General features: G+C 73.9%; 15 protein-coding genes. 8 read left to right on the top strand and 7 right to left on the bottom strand.

What is annotated here, in order from left to right:
• Positions 1-242: 242 nt before the first annotated feature.
• Positions 243-686, top strand: coding sequence for an SMI1/KNR4 family protein (locus ACFO4E_RS14090; protein ID WP_378574828.1), 444 nt, complete (start codon positions 243-245; stop codon positions 684-686).
• Here ACFO4E_RS14090 and ACFO4E_RS14085 read toward each other — a convergent pair.
• On the bottom strand, positions 641-1096 hold the full coding sequence (locus ACFO4E_RS14085) for a hypothetical protein (protein ID WP_378574659.1): 456 nt from the start codon (positions 1094-1096) through the stop codon (positions 641-643). The two genes, ACFO4E_RS14090 and ACFO4E_RS14085, sit on opposite strands and share 46 nt — an antisense overlap.
• Between ACFO4E_RS14085 and ACFO4E_RS14080 the strand changes: the two genes are divergently transcribed.
• Together ACFO4E_RS14080 and ACFO4E_RS14075 are read left to right on the top strand one after the other, a co-directional pair.
• On the top strand, positions 1059-1406 hold the full coding sequence (locus tag ACFO4E_RS14080) for a hypothetical protein (RefSeq protein WP_378574657.1): 348 nt from the start codon (positions 1059-1061) through the stop codon (positions 1404-1406). The two genes, ACFO4E_RS14085 and ACFO4E_RS14080, sit on opposite strands and share 38 nt — an antisense overlap.
• A 291-nt stretch (positions 1407-1697) precedes the next feature.
• Positions 1698-2402: a carbonic anhydrase gene (locus ACFO4E_RS14075; protein ID WP_378574655.1), complete on the top strand. Its 705-nt coding sequence runs from the start codon at positions 1698-1700 to the stop codon at positions 2400-2402.
• A gap of 184 nt (positions 2403-2586) precedes the next feature.
• Here ACFO4E_RS14075 and ACFO4E_RS14070 read toward each other — a convergent pair whose 3' ends face one another.
• Positions 2587-3660 carry an isocitrate/isopropylmalate dehydrogenase family protein gene (locus ACFO4E_RS14070; protein ID WP_378574653.1) on the bottom strand — a complete coding sequence of 358 codons (1074 nt, stop codon included), beginning with the start codon at positions 3658-3660 and terminating at the stop codon, positions 2587-2589.
• Between the two features lie 273 nt (positions 3661-3933).
• Here ACFO4E_RS14070 and ACFO4E_RS14065 point away from each other — a divergent pair, with 273 nt between their 5' ends.
• From ACFO4E_RS14065 to def, 3 genes are all read left to right on the top strand, one after another.
• Entirely contained in the window at positions 3934-5103 is a 1170-nt protein-coding gene (locus ACFO4E_RS14065) for a citrate/2-methylcitrate synthase (RefSeq protein ID WP_378574651.1), read from the top strand.
• Positions 5104-5531: 428 nt separating this feature from the next.
• A complete protein-coding gene (locus ACFO4E_RS14060) occupies positions 5532-6827 on the top strand; it encodes a CitMHS family transporter (protein ID WP_378574649.1) in 1296 nt (431 codons plus the stop codon).
• A gap of 114 nt (positions 6828-6941) precedes the next feature.
• Positions 6942-7643 (top strand): peptide deformylase, encoded by a 702-nt coding sequence (def, locus tag ACFO4E_RS14055; protein WP_378574647.1) that lies wholly within the window; start codon positions 6942-6944, stop codon positions 7641-7643.
• Between the two features lie 46 nt (positions 7644-7689).
• On the opposite strand, the gene ACFO4E_RS14050 is transcribed toward def, so the two are convergent.
• The 3 genes from ACFO4E_RS14050 to ACFO4E_RS14040 all read right to left on the bottom strand — a co-directional run bounded on the left by ACFO4E_RS14050 (position 7690) and on the right by ACFO4E_RS14040 (position 10425).
• Entirely contained in the window at positions 7690-8517 is an 828-nt protein-coding gene (locus ACFO4E_RS14050; protein WP_378574645.1) for a class I SAM-dependent methyltransferase, read from the bottom strand.
• 218 nt (positions 8518-8735) lie between these two features.
• The gene (locus ACFO4E_RS14045) at positions 8736-9437 is read right to left on the bottom strand and encodes a YdcF family protein (RefSeq protein WP_378574643.1); all 702 of its coding nucleotides are present in this window, start codon (positions 9435-9437) and stop codon (positions 8736-8738) included.
• Positions 9438-9849: 412 nt separating this feature from the next.
• Positions 9850-10425, bottom strand: coding sequence for a TetR/AcrR family transcriptional regulator (locus tag ACFO4E_RS14040; protein WP_378574641.1), 576 nt, complete (start codon positions 10423-10425; stop codon positions 9850-9852).
• 98 nt (positions 10426-10523) lie between these two features.
• Here ACFO4E_RS14040 and ACFO4E_RS14035 point away from each other — a divergent pair, with 98 nt between their 5' ends.
• Both ACFO4E_RS14035 and ACFO4E_RS14030 read left to right on the top strand, forming a co-directional pair.
• The gene (locus ACFO4E_RS14035; protein WP_378574640.1) at positions 10524-11354 is read left to right on the top strand and encodes an oxidoreductase; all 831 of its coding nucleotides are present in this window, start codon (positions 10524-10526) and stop codon (positions 11352-11354) included.
• A 1104-nt stretch (positions 11355-12458) separates the two neighbouring features.
• Positions 12459-12920, top strand: coding sequence for a hypothetical protein (locus tag ACFO4E_RS14030; RefSeq protein WP_378574638.1), 462 nt, complete (start codon positions 12459-12461; stop codon positions 12918-12920).
• Positions 12921-13143: 223 nt separating this feature from the next.
• Here the strand turns inward: ACFO4E_RS14030 and mftB are convergent, their stop codons facing one another.
• Together mftB and mftA are read right to left on the bottom strand one after the other, a co-directional pair.
• A complete protein-coding gene (gene mftB / locus ACFO4E_RS14025) occupies positions 13144-13497 on the bottom strand; it encodes a mycofactocin biosynthesis chaperone MftB (RefSeq protein ID WP_378574636.1) in 354 nt (117 codons plus the stop codon).
• Between the two features lie 9 nt (positions 13498-13506).
• Positions 13507-13626 carry a mycofactocin precursor MftA gene (mftA, locus tag ACFO4E_RS14020; protein WP_378574634.1) on the bottom strand — a complete coding sequence of 40 codons (120 nt, stop codon included), beginning with the start codon at positions 13624-13626 and terminating at the stop codon, positions 13507-13509.
• Positions 13627-13892 lie beyond the last annotated feature (266 nt).

The raw sequence follows: 13892 nt of genomic DNA, 5'->3' as shown, positions 1-13892 counted from the left end.
CAGCGCGCAGCGGACCGGGGTTTTCGGAATGACCGGATCACCCCCGCGCGCCCCTGACGCCGCGGGCGGCGTCACCGCCCGTGACCACGGCGACCCCGCGCCGCCAAGGGCCGTAGCCGTCCGTGCCGCGGGCCCCGGTGCAGGGCACACCGCGCCGCGCTGTGCGACACGCGGGCCGCAAAACCGTGTCCCAATCCGGCAACTCGCGGCCACCGGTTTCCCGCGCCTTGCCGCCACCTGTGATGATTCCCTATGTGTGGCGTGAACTGATCGGTGAACTGTACCCCGGCGCGGAGCTGCCCGGCCCGGCCGACGAGGCGATGATCGCCGGGATCGAAAAGGCATTGGCGCTGCCGCTGCCCTTCGAGCTGGCCTCGCTCTTGCGCGAGGCCAACGGGGTCGCCAACGAGTACGGCGACGCGGTCGTGTGGCCGGCCGAGCGGCTCGTCGAGGACAACCTCGCCATGCGTTCCGAGCCCGACTACCTGGAGCTCTACGCCCCCTTCGACGAGATGATCTTCTTCGGCGACAGCGACATGGGGCCGCAGTTCGCCTACGTGCACACCGACTACGGGCCCGGGATCGTGGTGTGGGACCACGAGAGCGACCGGCGCCGCCTCACCGTGGTGTCGATGCGCGACTACCTCGTCCGCTGCTTCACCCAGGGCAACGACTGGCACCGCTGAGCCCAGCGCAGGGCCGCCACGGCGTGGGCGGCCAGTCCGGCGGCGCCCAGGACGCCCCAGAAGGCCCATCGGCGCCACTCGGTGGTGCCCTCGGGGTGGACGCGGCCCCGGTTGAGGAGGAACACGGTGTCGGCCTGCGGGGGGCCGTCGGTGTCGACGGTCACGCCGCTCAGCCGGATCCCGCCGTCGTCCGAGGTGAAGGTGCCCTCCCATGCGCAGACTTCGCCGCCCCGGGTGCCGGTGCACCGCTCGCCGGCGGGGGAGAACGTGCCCGGCGTCCCCTGGCCGCTCGCTGCCGCGAAGGCGGGCGGGCCTTCGCTCACGCCGAGCCCGAAGGCGATGCAGCAGGGCAGGAAGGTCACCAGGAGCATCATGAGCACCAGGCCGGCCCTGCGCAGGGCATCGCGCATCGGACTCCCCCTCACAGCAGGCGTACCAACGTTCCGGGCCGATGCTACGGCGGCGCCGACCCTGGCGGCCGCGGTCGACGTCTCGGTCTTCACCACCGGGATCACCACCGTAATCACCGCCGGGCCGTGGCCGGGCGGGCCGGCGGTCGGAGCGGGTGCGGGCCACCCCTCGGTCTCCTGGGTCGGGGCCGCCTTGGCGGTGGCCGCGCTGGGCGCGGTGGCGTGGTCGGCGGCCCTGGAACGGGGGAGCCGGACTCCTGAGGCCGGTGCCGCCGGCACGCGCGTCGCATCGGGTGCCCCGGGGGCGTGAGCGGCCGTGCGGCGGTGCCGGGCCCGGCACCGCCGCACGGCGGGGCGGGTGATCATACAGCTCGCCCGGGTCCGGTGTGACCGCAATGCCGCTTCCGGCCACACCCGAACCGCGTTCGCCCCGCATGGCCTGCTGGTATGTCCGAAATCATCCTCAATATCACTGATCGTGTTCATAAGTAGGCACGTGTGCATGAATTCATGTGTGCACCTCGTGTCACTTGGATCTATCATTTCCCCGTTTTTAGCTATTTCGGGCATTAATGCCCTTTGTCTTGAATCGGGGATGACCATGGCGATCTCGCGCCGTTCCGCCTTACGCACCTCCCTCCTCAGCAGCGCCGGGCTCCTGCTCGCGGGCGGTGCGGCCACGGCCGCCTCCGCGGCACCGGCCCCCGCCCCCGCGCAGGCCGCCGACCCCGACGCCGCCCTGACCCTGCTCAAGGAGGGCAACCGCCGCTGGCGCACCTTCCGCCAGGCGCACCCCCACGAGGACGCGCGGCGCCGCGCGGCGGCCGTCGAGGGCCAGAGCCCCTTCGCCCTCGTCCTGGGCTGTGCCGACTCCCGGGTCCCCACCGAGCACGTCTTCGACCGCGGCGTGGGCGACCTCTTCGTCACCCGCTCCGCCGGCCAGGTGCTCGACGAATCGGTCCTGGGCAGCATCGTCTACGGTGTCGAGCACCTGCACATCCCCCTGATCGTCGTCATGGGCCACGCCTCCTGCGGCGCCGTCACCGCCGCCGTGGAGGCCCACGAGAGCGGCCAGGTGCCCGAGGGCCACGTCGGCTACCTCGTCGAGCAGCTGCTGCCCGTCGTGGAGGCCACCCCCGACAGCGGCGATGACTTCGTCGACGACTGCATCTCGGCCAACGCCCTGGACATCGCCGAGGCCCTGCGCGCCGACCCGGAGCTGTCCGGCCACGTCGACAGCGGCGACCTGCGCATCGTCGCCGCCCGCTACGAGCTCGACGGGTCCGCGGTCAACTTCCTCGACTGACCGCCGCCGCGGCGGTGCGGTCGCGGGGTCCGTCCCGCCCCGAACGGACCCCGCCCCCCTGGAGTGCCCGGAGACGCGCCCTCCCCGCCGCAGCCGGCCCGCGCCCCCCGACCGCCCGCACCCGTCGTCCAGCGGCGGTCCGCTCCCGGAGCGCGCGGGCCGGCACCGCCCCGTTGCCGGGCGGCTACTGCGCCAGGGCGTCGACGATCGCCTGCGTGGCCGCCCGCGTGCCCCCCTCCGGCGATCCGGTGGGCAGGATCCGGATCCGCCCGCCGGCGTAGGCCGCGCGCACGGCCGCCCGGATGCGCTGCGCCGGAACCGTGTGCCCCAGGTGTTCGAGCATGAGGGCGGCGCTGAGGACCTGGGAGGTGGGGTTGGCCAGGTCGCGGCCGGCGATCAGGGGGGCGCTCCCGTGGATCGGCTCGAAGTAGGCGTTGTCGTCGCCGATGTTGCCCGAGGGGCACATGCCCAGCCCGCCCACTGTTGCGGCGCCGACGTCGCTGAGGATGTCGCCGAGGAAGTTCTCCATGACCAGGACGTCGAAGTGCCCAGGGTTCGCCACCAGGTCGTGCCCTGCGGCGTCGGCGTAGCGGTAGTCGCGCTCGATACCGGGGTAGTCCTGGGCGACCTCGTCGAAGATCGAGCGGAAGAAGGCGAAGCTGCGCAGGACGTTGCTCTTGTCGACGCAGGTGACCCTGCGCACGCCGTCGGCGGGGGCGCCCGAGCGCCGCGACGCCAGTTCGAAGGCGCGGCGCACGACGCGCTCCACGCCCGCGCGGGTCATGAGGAGCTGGTCGGCGTAGGCCCTGTCGTTGCCGACGCCCAGGCCCCGGGAGAGGTAGAGCCCTTCGGTGTTCTCCCGGACGATCACATAGTCGATCTCCCGGTCGGAGCGCAGCGGCCCCTGGACTCCGGGCAGCAGGAGGATGGGGCGCACGTTGGCGTAGGTGTCGAGGGTGCCGCGCAGGATTCCGCCCAGGAGGCCGGCCTCGGTGCCGTCGGGGCGCCGCACCTCGGGCAGCCCGACGGGTCCCTTGAGGACGCCGTCGTAGCGGGTCTTGACGCGTTCGAGGGTGTCGGCGCTGAGGGCCGTCCCGGTCCTGCGGTAGGTGTCGGCCCCGGCGTCCTCGGTGGTGACGTGCAGGGCGAGGTCCTGGCCCGCTGCGGCGTCGAGGACCTGGAGCGCGCTGTCGACGAGTTCGGGGCCGATTCCGTCGCCGGGGATGACGGCGATGTCGAGTCGGGGGCGTGTGTCCAATGGGTTTCCTTTCCCCAAGGGTGGGCTGCGTCCGGGCGGGTGTGCGCCGCCGCGGTCGGCGGCGGGGCTCCCGCGCGCCCGGGAGGGCGGATGTGCGGCGCGGCGGGTACCGCGGGGCGTCCTGCGCCCGGTGTGCGCGGGCGCCGGGGCCGCCGGCCGCGCGGGCGGGTGGACCCGCCGGAGTTGAGGATGATTCACCGAATCAACATTGTCAATGTTGACTACATCTCGCAGTGTGCGTAAGGTCTCGTCAACTTCTTGGAGAGGAGATCCGTGGAAGACGATCCCCTGCTGACCGCGGACGAGGCCGCCGAACTCCTCGGCGTCCGCCGCCAGACGATCTACGCCTATGTGAGCCGGGGCCAGCTCCAGCGCCACTCCGAGCCGGGCACGCGCCAGAGCCGGTTCCGCCAGAGCGACCTCGACGCCATGGCCAAAGGCGACCGGGCCCGCCAGCCGGGCCGCTCCTCGCCCAGCAACCGCACCGCGGTCACCTCGATCGTCGGGGGGCGGCTGCTGTACCGCGAACGCGACGCCGTGGACATCGCCGGCGCCCTGTCCTTCGAGCAGGCAGCCGAGTGGCTCTGGCGCGCACACGAGGGCGCCGCACCCGCGTGGCGGCCCAGCGCGCGCCCGGGCTCGGAGGCGCCGGCCCTTCCCCTGCCCGACCAGTGCCTGCCGCTGGACCGGCTGAAGATCGCCGCAGCGGGGCTCGGCGCCGTCGACCCGCTGCGCTACGACCTGTCGCCGCACGCGGTGCTCGCCGTGGCCAGGTCCCTGCTGCCGGCGCTGGTGCTCGCCCTGCCCGCGCAGTCCGACGGCGCCCCGCCCCCCGCCGCGGACGCCGGCTTCGCCGCCGCGCTGTGGCCGCGCCTGACCGCCTCAGCGGCCGGGGACGACCGCGCGCGGCTGCTGGACCAGGCGCTCATCCTCAGCGCCGACCACGGGCTCGCTCCCTCCACCCGCGCGGTCAGGACGGCGGCGTCGGTCGCGGCCGACCCCTACTCGGTCGCGCTGACGGGCATGAGCGTGGCCAGCGGCCTGCGCCACGGGGGCTCCTCGCTCGGGGTGCACAGCCTGCTCACCGACATCGGGCGCCCCGACCGCGTCGAGGCCGTCGTCTCCGACCACCTGCGCCGCGGCGCCGCGCTCCCGGGATTCGGCCAGCCGCGCTACGAGGGCCCCGACCCGCGCGCCGGCTTCCTGCTCGGGCGGCTCCTCGGCGACCGCGACGCCGACCCCGACCGGCTGGCCGCGGTCCGCGAGGTCGTCGCGCTCGTCCGCGAACGCAACGACGAGCACCCCAGCATCGAGTTCGCGCTCGGGGCGCTGTGCTTCCTGCACGACATGGTCCGGGGGGCGGGGGAGGCCGTCTTCGTCCTGGCCCGCTGCGTCGGCTGGATCGCCCACGCGCTGGAGGAGTACACCGACGACGCGCACTGACGGCCCCGCTCGCACCGGGCCGACCGCCCCGCCGCCCCGCACACGCCACACCCCCGAACACGCCAACACCCCGCACCCGGCGCCGTCCCGCCCACCAGGCGGGCCGCCCCCTTCCGCGCTTCCCGGCGGCACCGACCCCGCCAGGACGGCCGGATGCTCCCGCCGTCCCCGACACCCCGCCTTCGCGTGGACACCTCCGCCGCGCACCGGGCGCCCCGCACGGCCCCGCCGACTCCGACGGCCCCGGGCGCGGCCGCGCCGCCGCCCCGCCTCCACGCACCTTCGCCCCTCGCCGCCCGCAGGCGCCGTCCGGTCTCCGGCACGCCCCGGCCGAGGCGTGCCCCGAGCCCGACCACGCCTGCGGCGTCCCCGCCGACAGCGCGGGCACCGACCCCGCGGTCCACCGCGTGAACACTGGAGAACCACCTATGCTCGCAGTTCTGGGTTTCGCGACCCTGGGCACCTTCATGCTGCTCGTCATGCGCAAATACATGATCGCCTTCGTCGCGATCATGGTCACGCCGATCCTCTTCGCGGTCGTCGCGGGATTCGGCGCCGACATCGGCGACATGATGCTCAGCGGCCTGGAGACCGTCGCCCCGACGGCCGTGCTCCTGCTCTTCGCCGTCCTCTACTTCGGCGTCATGATGGACGCGCGCCTGTTCGACCCCGTCTCCACCGCCATCATCCGCCTGTCCAAAGGCGACCCCGTGCGCATCTGCGTGGGAACCGCCGTCCTGGCCCTGCTGGTCGCCCTGGACGGCGACGGCACCACCAGCTACATGATCATCTGCTCGGCGTTCCTGCCGATCTACCGCCGGCTGGGCATCAACCCGCTGGTGCTCGCCGCCATCGCCACGATGGCGCTGGGGACCATCTCCGGGACGACCCCCTGGGGCGGTGCCGCGACCCGCGCGATCAGCGTCCTGCACCTCGACGCCACCGAGTACTTCGTGCGCATGCTGCCCTCCATGCTCCTCACCTCGGCGTTCATCGTCCTCATCGCCTACGTCCTGGGCCGCGCACAGCGCCGGAACGTCGACCCCGCCGCGATCGGGGAACTGGCCGCCGAGATCGCCGAGCGCACCCCGCAGGACACCCTCCTGCGCGATTGGCGCCTGTGGTTCAACGCCGCCCTGACCGTGCTGCTGCTCGTCCTGCTGATCCTGGGCGTGGCCCCCCTGGTCACCCTGTTCATGGGCGCCTTCGTCATCGCGCTCGTGGTCAACCACCCCCGCCTGGAGGAGCAGAGCAAGGTCATCGGCAAGCACGCCGGCAACGCGGTCCCGGTCGTCATGCTCGTCATCGGCGCCGGCGTCTTCACCGGCATCCTGTCCGACACCGGCATGATCGACGAGATGGCCTACGCGCTGCTCGCGGCCGTCCCCGAGTCCATGGGATCGCTGATCCCGGTCATGACCGCCGTCGTCGGCCTGCCGCTCAGCTTCTTCATGTCCAACGACGCCTACTTCTTCGGCATCCTGCCCGTGCTGGCGGAGTCGGCGCAGCAGTACGGGATCCCGCCCGTGGAGATCGCGCGGGCCGGGGTCATCGGCCAGATGATGCACTCGATCGGCCCCGCCTCCGCGCCCCTGTGGGCCCTGCTCGGACTCGTCCGGCGCGATCTGGGGGAGTTCCAGCGCTTCGCCCTTCCGTGGGTGCTCCTGGCGTCCCTCGCCTACCTGGGGTTCGCCGTCGTCACCGGAGCGATCTCGGTGGTCTAGCCGTGCGGTGCGGCCGGGCGCGCGGCCCCGAATGACCAGCGCTTAAGTGATATTTTGCGAGGGTCGCGCCCCGGGCGCACGATCATCCCCTGACGCGGAAAGAGCGATCCTGGCATGTCCGAGCAGTCCACGTCCGAACACCCCGCCGACACGCGGGTCCGCGTCCAGGGGGAGCCGGTCGACTCCTACCCCGAGCTCGCCCCCGAGGCCGCCCGGGGCCGGGTGCGGCGCATCACGGTCGTGGGCGAGGACGTCCTGCACCGGCGCAACCTCGACGTCGACCCCGACGCGTTCGGCACCGAGGAGCTCGCCGCCCTCATCGACGACATGTTCGCCACCATGTACGTCGCCGAAGGCGTGGGGCTCGCGGGCAACCAGGTCGGCGAGGACCTGCGGCTGTTCGTCTACGACTGCCCCGACGACGACGGCGTCCGCCACGTCGGCCACATCATCAACCCCGTGCTCAAGGAGCGCGACCCCGAGACCGACCAGCTGCTGGTCGAGAGCGAGGGCTGCCTGTCGGTCCCCGGCCCCCACGCCGACCTGCCGCGCGCCGAGCACGCCGTCGTCCACGGCTACGACAAGGACGGCCGCCCGCTGACCCTGTCCGGCAGCGGCTACTTCGCCCGCTGCCTCCAGCACGAGACCGACCACACCCTGGGCCGCCTCTACATCGACCGGCTCGCCGCGCGCCCGCGCAAGAAGGTCCTCAAGCAGATGAACGAGATGCGCAACGACGTCTTCGCCCGGCGCGAGGCCAACGCGGCCGAGTTCGCCGGCGGCGCCGCGGACGGCGCCGCCGGCGCGGGCGACTGATCCGCCCCCGCTGCATCAGGTGCCCGGCCCCGGCCGGGCACCGGGCTCACGCCGTAGCGGTCACGATGTAGTAGTCGATCAGGCCGTCCTCATAGGCCGGCAGCCAGTTGCGGCCCCAGGAGACGGCGAACTCCGTCTGGCCGATCCAGGCGTCGAACCACCGCCACACGTGCCCGCCGATCGGCTCCACACCCACACCGGCGAACCCGGCCGCCTCCAGGTCGGCGGCGAACCCGGCCACCGGCAACACCACGTCGACGCCGTTGCCCACGGTCTCCAGCAGCTCCGCCAGCCGGTCGGCGCCGTGCTCGCCCGGGGTGAAGAACGTGGCCACCGCCAGCCGCCCGCCCGGGCGCAGCACCCGGTGCGCCTCGCGCGCGAACCCCGACAGCTCCCCGAAGTGCTGGGCGGCCTCCACCGAGTAGAGGCCGTCGGCGCCGCCATCGGGCTCCGGCAGCGCGAACGCCGACCCCTGGCGGTAGGCCAGCCGGCCGCCGCTGCCGGCGAGCGCCTCGGCGTTGGCGCGCCGGGCGCGCTCCAACTGGGCCGGCGAAAGGTCCACCCCGGTCACCGAGGCGGGCCCGAACTCGGCCATGACCAGCGCCGCCCCCACCCCGATCCCGCAGCCCACCTCCACCAGCCGGTCGCCGGGCCCGGCGCCGAGCCGCCCCACCACCTCGCGGTACATGTCCTGCTGGCTGGCGGTGCGCTCCTCGACGGTGATGGGCCGCTCCGGATCGGGCGGCGCGCCCCGCCAGAACCCGAAGTTGATGAAGTCGCCGGAGAACAGGGAGAAGGACCCCAGGTCCTCCTCGCCGTACATGGCCGCGAGGCGGGCTTCGCGGGTGTCGGAGGAGCCTGCGGAGTGGGACATGGCGGTCGCCGCCTCTCGGTCCGGGGTCATCGTGTGCCTGCCCCGCGGCCGGCCGGCGGAAACGGGCCGGACGCCGGACCGCCGGCGCGCCCGACGTGAGCGGGCGCCGTGGCGTCGCACCCGGACCGCCCCGCAGCGCCTCTGCCGCCGTGCGGGGAGAGGTGGACGGCGGACACCGTGCGTGGGGCTCGGGGCCCAGCCGCGCGGGCCGGCCCCCATTACGCCCCGGCGGCCGACCCCGGTACCAGGTGAGCGGTGAAGCCCCACCCCACCAGCGCGTCGAAGGCGTCGCGCACCCCGGAGGGGACCGCGACCGGGGCGGCCCAGCCGCGCTCGGCATAGACGTCCAGGCGCTGGAGGTCTCCGACCAGGAAGTGGACGAGTTCGGCGGCCTCTGAGGCATCGGCAGGGTAGCCGTCGTATCCGCAGGCGTGGCCGCTGAAGGCCCACTCCGGGTCGGTCCAGCGGACCTTCGCGGTGGCCAGGGCGCGGCGTGCCATGTAGGGCTTGGCGGTGATCAGGATCCGGCCGGAGGCGAGGCCGTCCCGGTCGCACAGCGCGCGGCTGAAGTCGAGGTTCTCCCCGGTGTTGGTCGAGCGGTCCTCCAGCACCAGCGCGGAGCGGGGGACGCCCGCGGCGCGGGCGATGTCGGCGAACACCGCGGCCTCGGTCCGCTCCCATCGGGGATGGCCGTCAGAGCCCCCGGTGCGCCGGCCCCGGCAGCCGGAGCACAGCAGCAGAGGGGCGGCGCCCTGCCGCCACAGCAGCGCCGCGTGGTCGGCGACCCTGAGGTCGTGGCTGCCCAGCGCCAGGATGAGGTCGTGCCGGCCGGGATCGCCGGCGGGCAGCGCCGGAGCGGTGTGGAAGTCCCACAGCATCCGCGCGGCGGCGTGGACGTCGTCGTTCAGTTCCGCTGTCATCCCCGGAAGCCTAGGCCAGGCACCGCCTCCGGGCGCGGATCGGGCAGGGCCGCGGCGCCGCCGGTGTCCGGCCCCAGCCCAGGGGCGGACCGGCCGGCCCAGGTCCGGCTCCACCCCACCCTGCTGGCTCTGTGGATCAGGACGAGGGAACGCTTGTTCACGTCATCGAGCAACGTCCTGAGCTTCGTCGACGGGCAAGTGTCGATGGGATTCGGTAACGGCGCAGGACGATCGAGGCCGCGGTAAGCGGTCAGGTAATCCATGAGCAGTCCTCGACGACGCCGTGTGACGCCACACGGCCATGGGTTCGCGCCGGTGGTGGGCGCCGCGAGCCACGAGTCTGCGTGTCGATAGAGGCCAGGCGCCCCAGGCAGGGGAGTGCGCGAGCAACAGGCGTAGGGGGACTCGTTGTTCAGCCGTCGGACGCACGGGGGTGGGTGGTCAGTCCCGGCAGGACCAGGGTCAGCCAGCGGGCCCGGGCGGCGGGTGAGCGGTCGGTCGGGATCGCGGAGAAGAGCAGGTAGAAGTCGCCGACGGTGATGTCGGGGTGGATGTCGCCGTCGGCCTGCCCGGCCTGGATCAGCCGGGCGAGTGCTGCGCCGCTGCGGTCTTCGGCGCCGGTGTCGCCGCGGTCGGCGCCGAGGGCGCGGGCGGCGGCCTTGGCGGCGTGGTTGCTGACGGTGGACTCGACCGCGCGGGCGAGGAACCCGGTGATCTCCTCCAGCGCGCGCGCTCCCGATGCGACGCGCTCGCAGGCGGCCTCGGCGTCCTCGGCGACCCGCGCGACGTATTCGGCGACGATGGCGGCGACCAGGTCGGTCTTGTTGGGGAAGTGCCGGTAGAGGGTGCCCACGGCCACGCCCGCCGCGGCGGCGATCTCGTCCATCCCGGCATCGGGGCCGTGCAGCGTGATCTGCTCGCGGGCGGCGGTGATGATCTTCTGCCGGTTGCGGATCGCATCGGCGCGGGGTGGGCGGGTGTCGGGCATGCCACGTCTCCTGCGGTGGGTCGACTTGCACAAATATGAACTTGGGTTCATTATAAATGATGAACTGTGGTTCATCTTATGTGAGGACTCGACGCGACATGACCGACAAGACCGCCCTCGTCACCGGTGCCTCCTCCGGCATCGGCGAGGCCACCGCACTGAGACTGCACGCGCTCGGCTACACCGTCTACGGCGCCGCACGCCGCACCGACCGCCTGGAGCGGCTGGCGGCACGCGGCATCCGGCCGCTGGCCATGGACGTCACCGACGAGCAGTCCACACAGGCCGGGATCGACCGCGTCGTCGCCGAGACCGGCCGGATCGACGTGCTGGTCAACAACGCCGGCTACGGCTCCTACGGCGCCATCGAGGACGTGCCCCAGGACGAGGCCCGCCGCCAGTTCGACGTCAACGTGTTCGGCGCCCTGCGCCTGGCCCAGCTCGCGCTGCCGCGGATGCGCGCCCAGCGCAGCGGCAGGATCATCAACATCTCGTCCATGGGCGGCAGGCTCCACACCCCGCTGGGCGGCTGGTACCACGGCACCAAGTTCGCCCTGGAAGCCCTCAGCGACTGCCTGCGCCTGGAGGTCGCGCCCTTCGGCATCGACGTGGTCGTCATCGAACCGGGCGGGATCGCGACCGAGTGGGGCGCCATCGCCGCCGACCACCTGAAGGCGACCTCCGGCGGCGGCCCCTACGCCGACCAAGCCGACGCGGTGGCCTCCTCGCTGGGCTCCGAGGCCACCGCCCGCCGCAGTTCCCCGCCCACGGTGATCGCCGACGCGATCGGCAAGGCCGCCACCGCGCGCCGGCCCAGGACCCGCTACGCCGTCGGCTTCGGCGCCAAGCCGCTGATCACGCTGCGCGGTATCCTGCCCGACCGCGCCTTCGACGCGGTGATCAAGCGGGCCACCGGCATCCGTGGCTGACAGCCCGGCCCCTGGGCCGATGCCACATCCGGCGGGGACGCCCACCGCGGCCCGGCAGGGATGCGCGACAGCCGAGGGAACCCCGGGGGGCGTCTCGCGGTCAGACGGCGGCGGCCTGTTCGCTGCGGGCCTTGGCCGGCGCCGGCCGGGAGGAGTCGGTGCCGGTCTCGGTGATGGTGCCGCCGAGGGGTGAGCCGGTCCACGAGCGCCGCGCACGGCCGCGGGCCGGTGAAGGTCGTGGTCCGCCTGACGGGGCTCGTCGGAGGCGATGGCCGGGCTGTTCCTCTCCTCTCCTCCCGCTCGGTGAGCGCCTTGGCACAACAGCTCGGCCGAGGCGCCGGTCCGGCTTCACGTATCCGGGTTCGTCGATGCGGAGCAGGTCCACCCGCCCATAGCGGGCGACGGCCTTGGAGAGCCGCTTGACGCCGGCGGCCTCGATCAGCGCGTCGACGGGTTCGGTCGCCGGCGTGTACTTTCACCCGGAACCCGGCCATCGCCGACCTCGGTGCCCGACGCGATCCACCGGTGCGACCTTCCAATCCCCGCGTCGCCGATCAGGCGGAGCGGGCTGCCCTTGCGCACCCACTCACAAGCCGCCAGGGAGTGGATCGTGCCCGGTCGATGTCGGGGTTGGCGTCGGAGTCGAACTCCCGCAGCGACTCGTCCCGGGGAAGGCGGCCGCCTTGATCCGGCGTTCGCAGCGGCGCCGGTCGCGGTCGCCGCACTCGGCCATCAGCAGCGGCCAGGAACCCCCGGTAGGTCATCTGGCCGCGGGCGGCCGCTTCGGCCGGCTCGGGGAACTTCGCCCGGATGGTCGGCCGCCGCAGCAGCCGGCAGGCGGCGCGCCGCGCCGCTGTCCCGCCCTCCCCGGCCGGTGAGCGCGCATCGCGCGTTTCCGGCGAAGGCCGGACCCGCGGTCAGTGGGGCCGACCGCACGTCCGGCGGGGCGCCGGCGGACATCGGCAGCCGCACCTGCTGAAGGTGTCGCTTTCGCTCGTTCTCGGTGCCGGCGGATATCGGCTGGCGGCGGTGCGCCCCGCGCGGTTAGGGTCGGCCGCGCACCGCCCCGTGCGCCCCGCTACCGGCACCCGACCAGGAGCAGACGTGACCGCAGCCGAGCCCGACCTCTTCGAACTGTCCCTCGGCGTCTTCGCCACTCCCGATGCCGCCGCGGGGCTGGCCGAGGAGGCCCGGGCCCTGGTGGCCGGCCACGCCCCAGCGCTCGCGGGGTGGTCGGTGCGCGTCGACGACGGCGACACCCCCGTCGGCCCCGGCGACCCCATGACCGTCGCCGAGCTCTACGCGGAACTGGCCGAGCAGTGGAGCGTGGAGAACCCGGGCCGTGAACCGGGCGGGCGCGCCGTCCGCGAACTGCGCGTCGGCGTGCTCGCCGATCCCGCGCTGCGGCGCGGCCTCCAGGACCGCCTCGCGGCCCTGGCCTGCCCCGATCCCGGGCACGCGGGCCCCTGCCCGGTCCCGTGGTCGTCGGGGTTCTCCGGCCCGGGCGGCGACTCCCGCGCCGACCTCGAACGGCTCTACGGCCATCTGCGCCACGGAGTGCGCTGAGCGGCGCGGTGCGATCGCTCCCGGGCAGTCGGGCCGGCGTTGCGGGAGCCGCGGCGGCTGTCCGGCAGGGGCGGCGATGAGCGCTTCCGCGGGCATCGGCGGGGGTTTCGGCGGTGCCGGTGCGGGGTATCCCGGTTCGTACGACGATGACGGCCATCTGCGCGATGCTGGGCCAATCGTCGTTTTTCGCGGCGTCCACTGGGCAGGTCGCCGGGCCAATCCATCACGGTGGCCCTTGATCACGGCCGATGCGGCCCGATTCGACGTCCCCGGCGCCACGCCGGACCACCATGCCGGTGGCGGCCAGGGTCGCCAGGGCCCGGGCGTAGCGGGGGAGCTCGGCGGCGCCGACCCCGGCGTCGTCGCAGGCCGCCCGGGCGGTGGCGTGGCCGGGCAGCGCGCGTACGACGGCGAGCAGCCGGGGGTCCTTCAGGAAGGACAGGCGCCGGGTACCGAAGTGGTAGAGGAGCGCCCCGAAGGGCTCGGGCCGGACGGCCACCTGGGGGTGGAGATCCCAGGACCCGTCGAGGTCGATCGCGGGGGGCGTGTGGGGGGCGGGGGAGTCGTCGGGCGGCACGGGGCGGGCCTAGTAGACGCCGCACATGCCATCGATGGACACATCCTCCACGAGCAGGTCGTCGTCGATGAGGTCGGGTTCCTCGGCTCCGGGGAGGTGGTCGGCGGGCTGCGGGGCGTCGGTGCTCATGGGCTTCCCTTCACCGGCCGCGTGGGGGCGCCCCACGCGGGAGTGCGAATTCGCGCCACCTCTTGCACGGTAACCGCACACGGTGGCCGAGCGGAAGCCCTCAGTCCGCGGCCGAACCGCGTGCGGCCCCATCCGCCACAGCGGTCGCGCACGGGGCGCCGCGCGTCCCCGACCCCCGAGCCGCGCCGGCCGGCGCGGCCGGCGCAGGGCCGGGGCGGGCGCGGGGCCGGGGCGGGCGCGGATGCCGCCCGCGCGGTCCGGCCGGC

It is taken from the genome of Nocardiopsis mangrovi (assembly GCF_042653925.1).
Taxonomy (GTDB): domain Bacteria; phylum Actinomycetota; class Actinomycetes; order Streptosporangiales; family Streptosporangiaceae; genus Nocardiopsis_B; species Nocardiopsis_B mangrovi.
The sequence above is the reverse complement of the archived record's forward strand: the minus strand, read 5'-3'. Positions and strand labels throughout refer to the sequence as shown.

Coding starts and splice junctions, on each gene's coding strand:
- ACFO4E_RS14075 (WP_378574655.1), top strand. CDS start 1,698: ATGGCGATCTCGCGCCGTTCCGCCTTACGCACCTCCCTCCTCAGCAGC.
- mftA (WP_378574634.1), bottom strand. CDS start 13,626: ATGAGCACCGACGCCCCGCAGCCCGCCGACCACCTCCCCGGAGCCGAG.
- def (WP_378574647.1), top strand. CDS start 6,942: ATGTCCGAGCAGTCCACGTCCGAACACCCCGCCGACACGCGGGTCCGC.
- ACFO4E_RS14080 (WP_378574657.1), top strand. CDS start 1,059: ATGAGCACCAGGCCGGCCCTGCGCAGGGCATCGCGCATCGGACTCCCC.
- ACFO4E_RS14060 (WP_378574649.1), top strand. CDS start 5,532: ATGCTCGCAGTTCTGGGTTTCGCGACCCTGGGCACCTTCATGCTGCTC.
- ACFO4E_RS14085 (WP_378574659.1), bottom strand. CDS start 1,096: ATGCGCGATGCCCTGCGCAGGGCCGGCCTGGTGCTCATGATGCTCCTG.
- ACFO4E_RS14090 (WP_378574828.1), top strand. CDS start 243: ATGATTCCCTATGTGTGGCGTGAACTGATCGGTGAACTGTACCCCGGC.
- ACFO4E_RS14050 (WP_378574645.1), bottom strand. CDS start 8,517: ATGTCCCACTCCGCAGGCTCCTCCGACACCCGCGAAGCCCGCCTCGCG.
- ACFO4E_RS14040 (WP_378574641.1), bottom strand. CDS start 10,425: ATGCCCGACACCCGCCCACCCCGCGCCGATGCGATCCGCAACCGGCAG.
- ACFO4E_RS14045 (WP_378574643.1), bottom strand. CDS start 9,437: ATGACAGCGGAACTGAACGACGACGTCCACGCCGCCGCGCGGATGCTG.
- ACFO4E_RS14035 (WP_378574640.1), top strand. CDS start 10,524: ATGACCGACAAGACCGCCCTCGTCACCGGTGCCTCCTCCGGCATCGGC.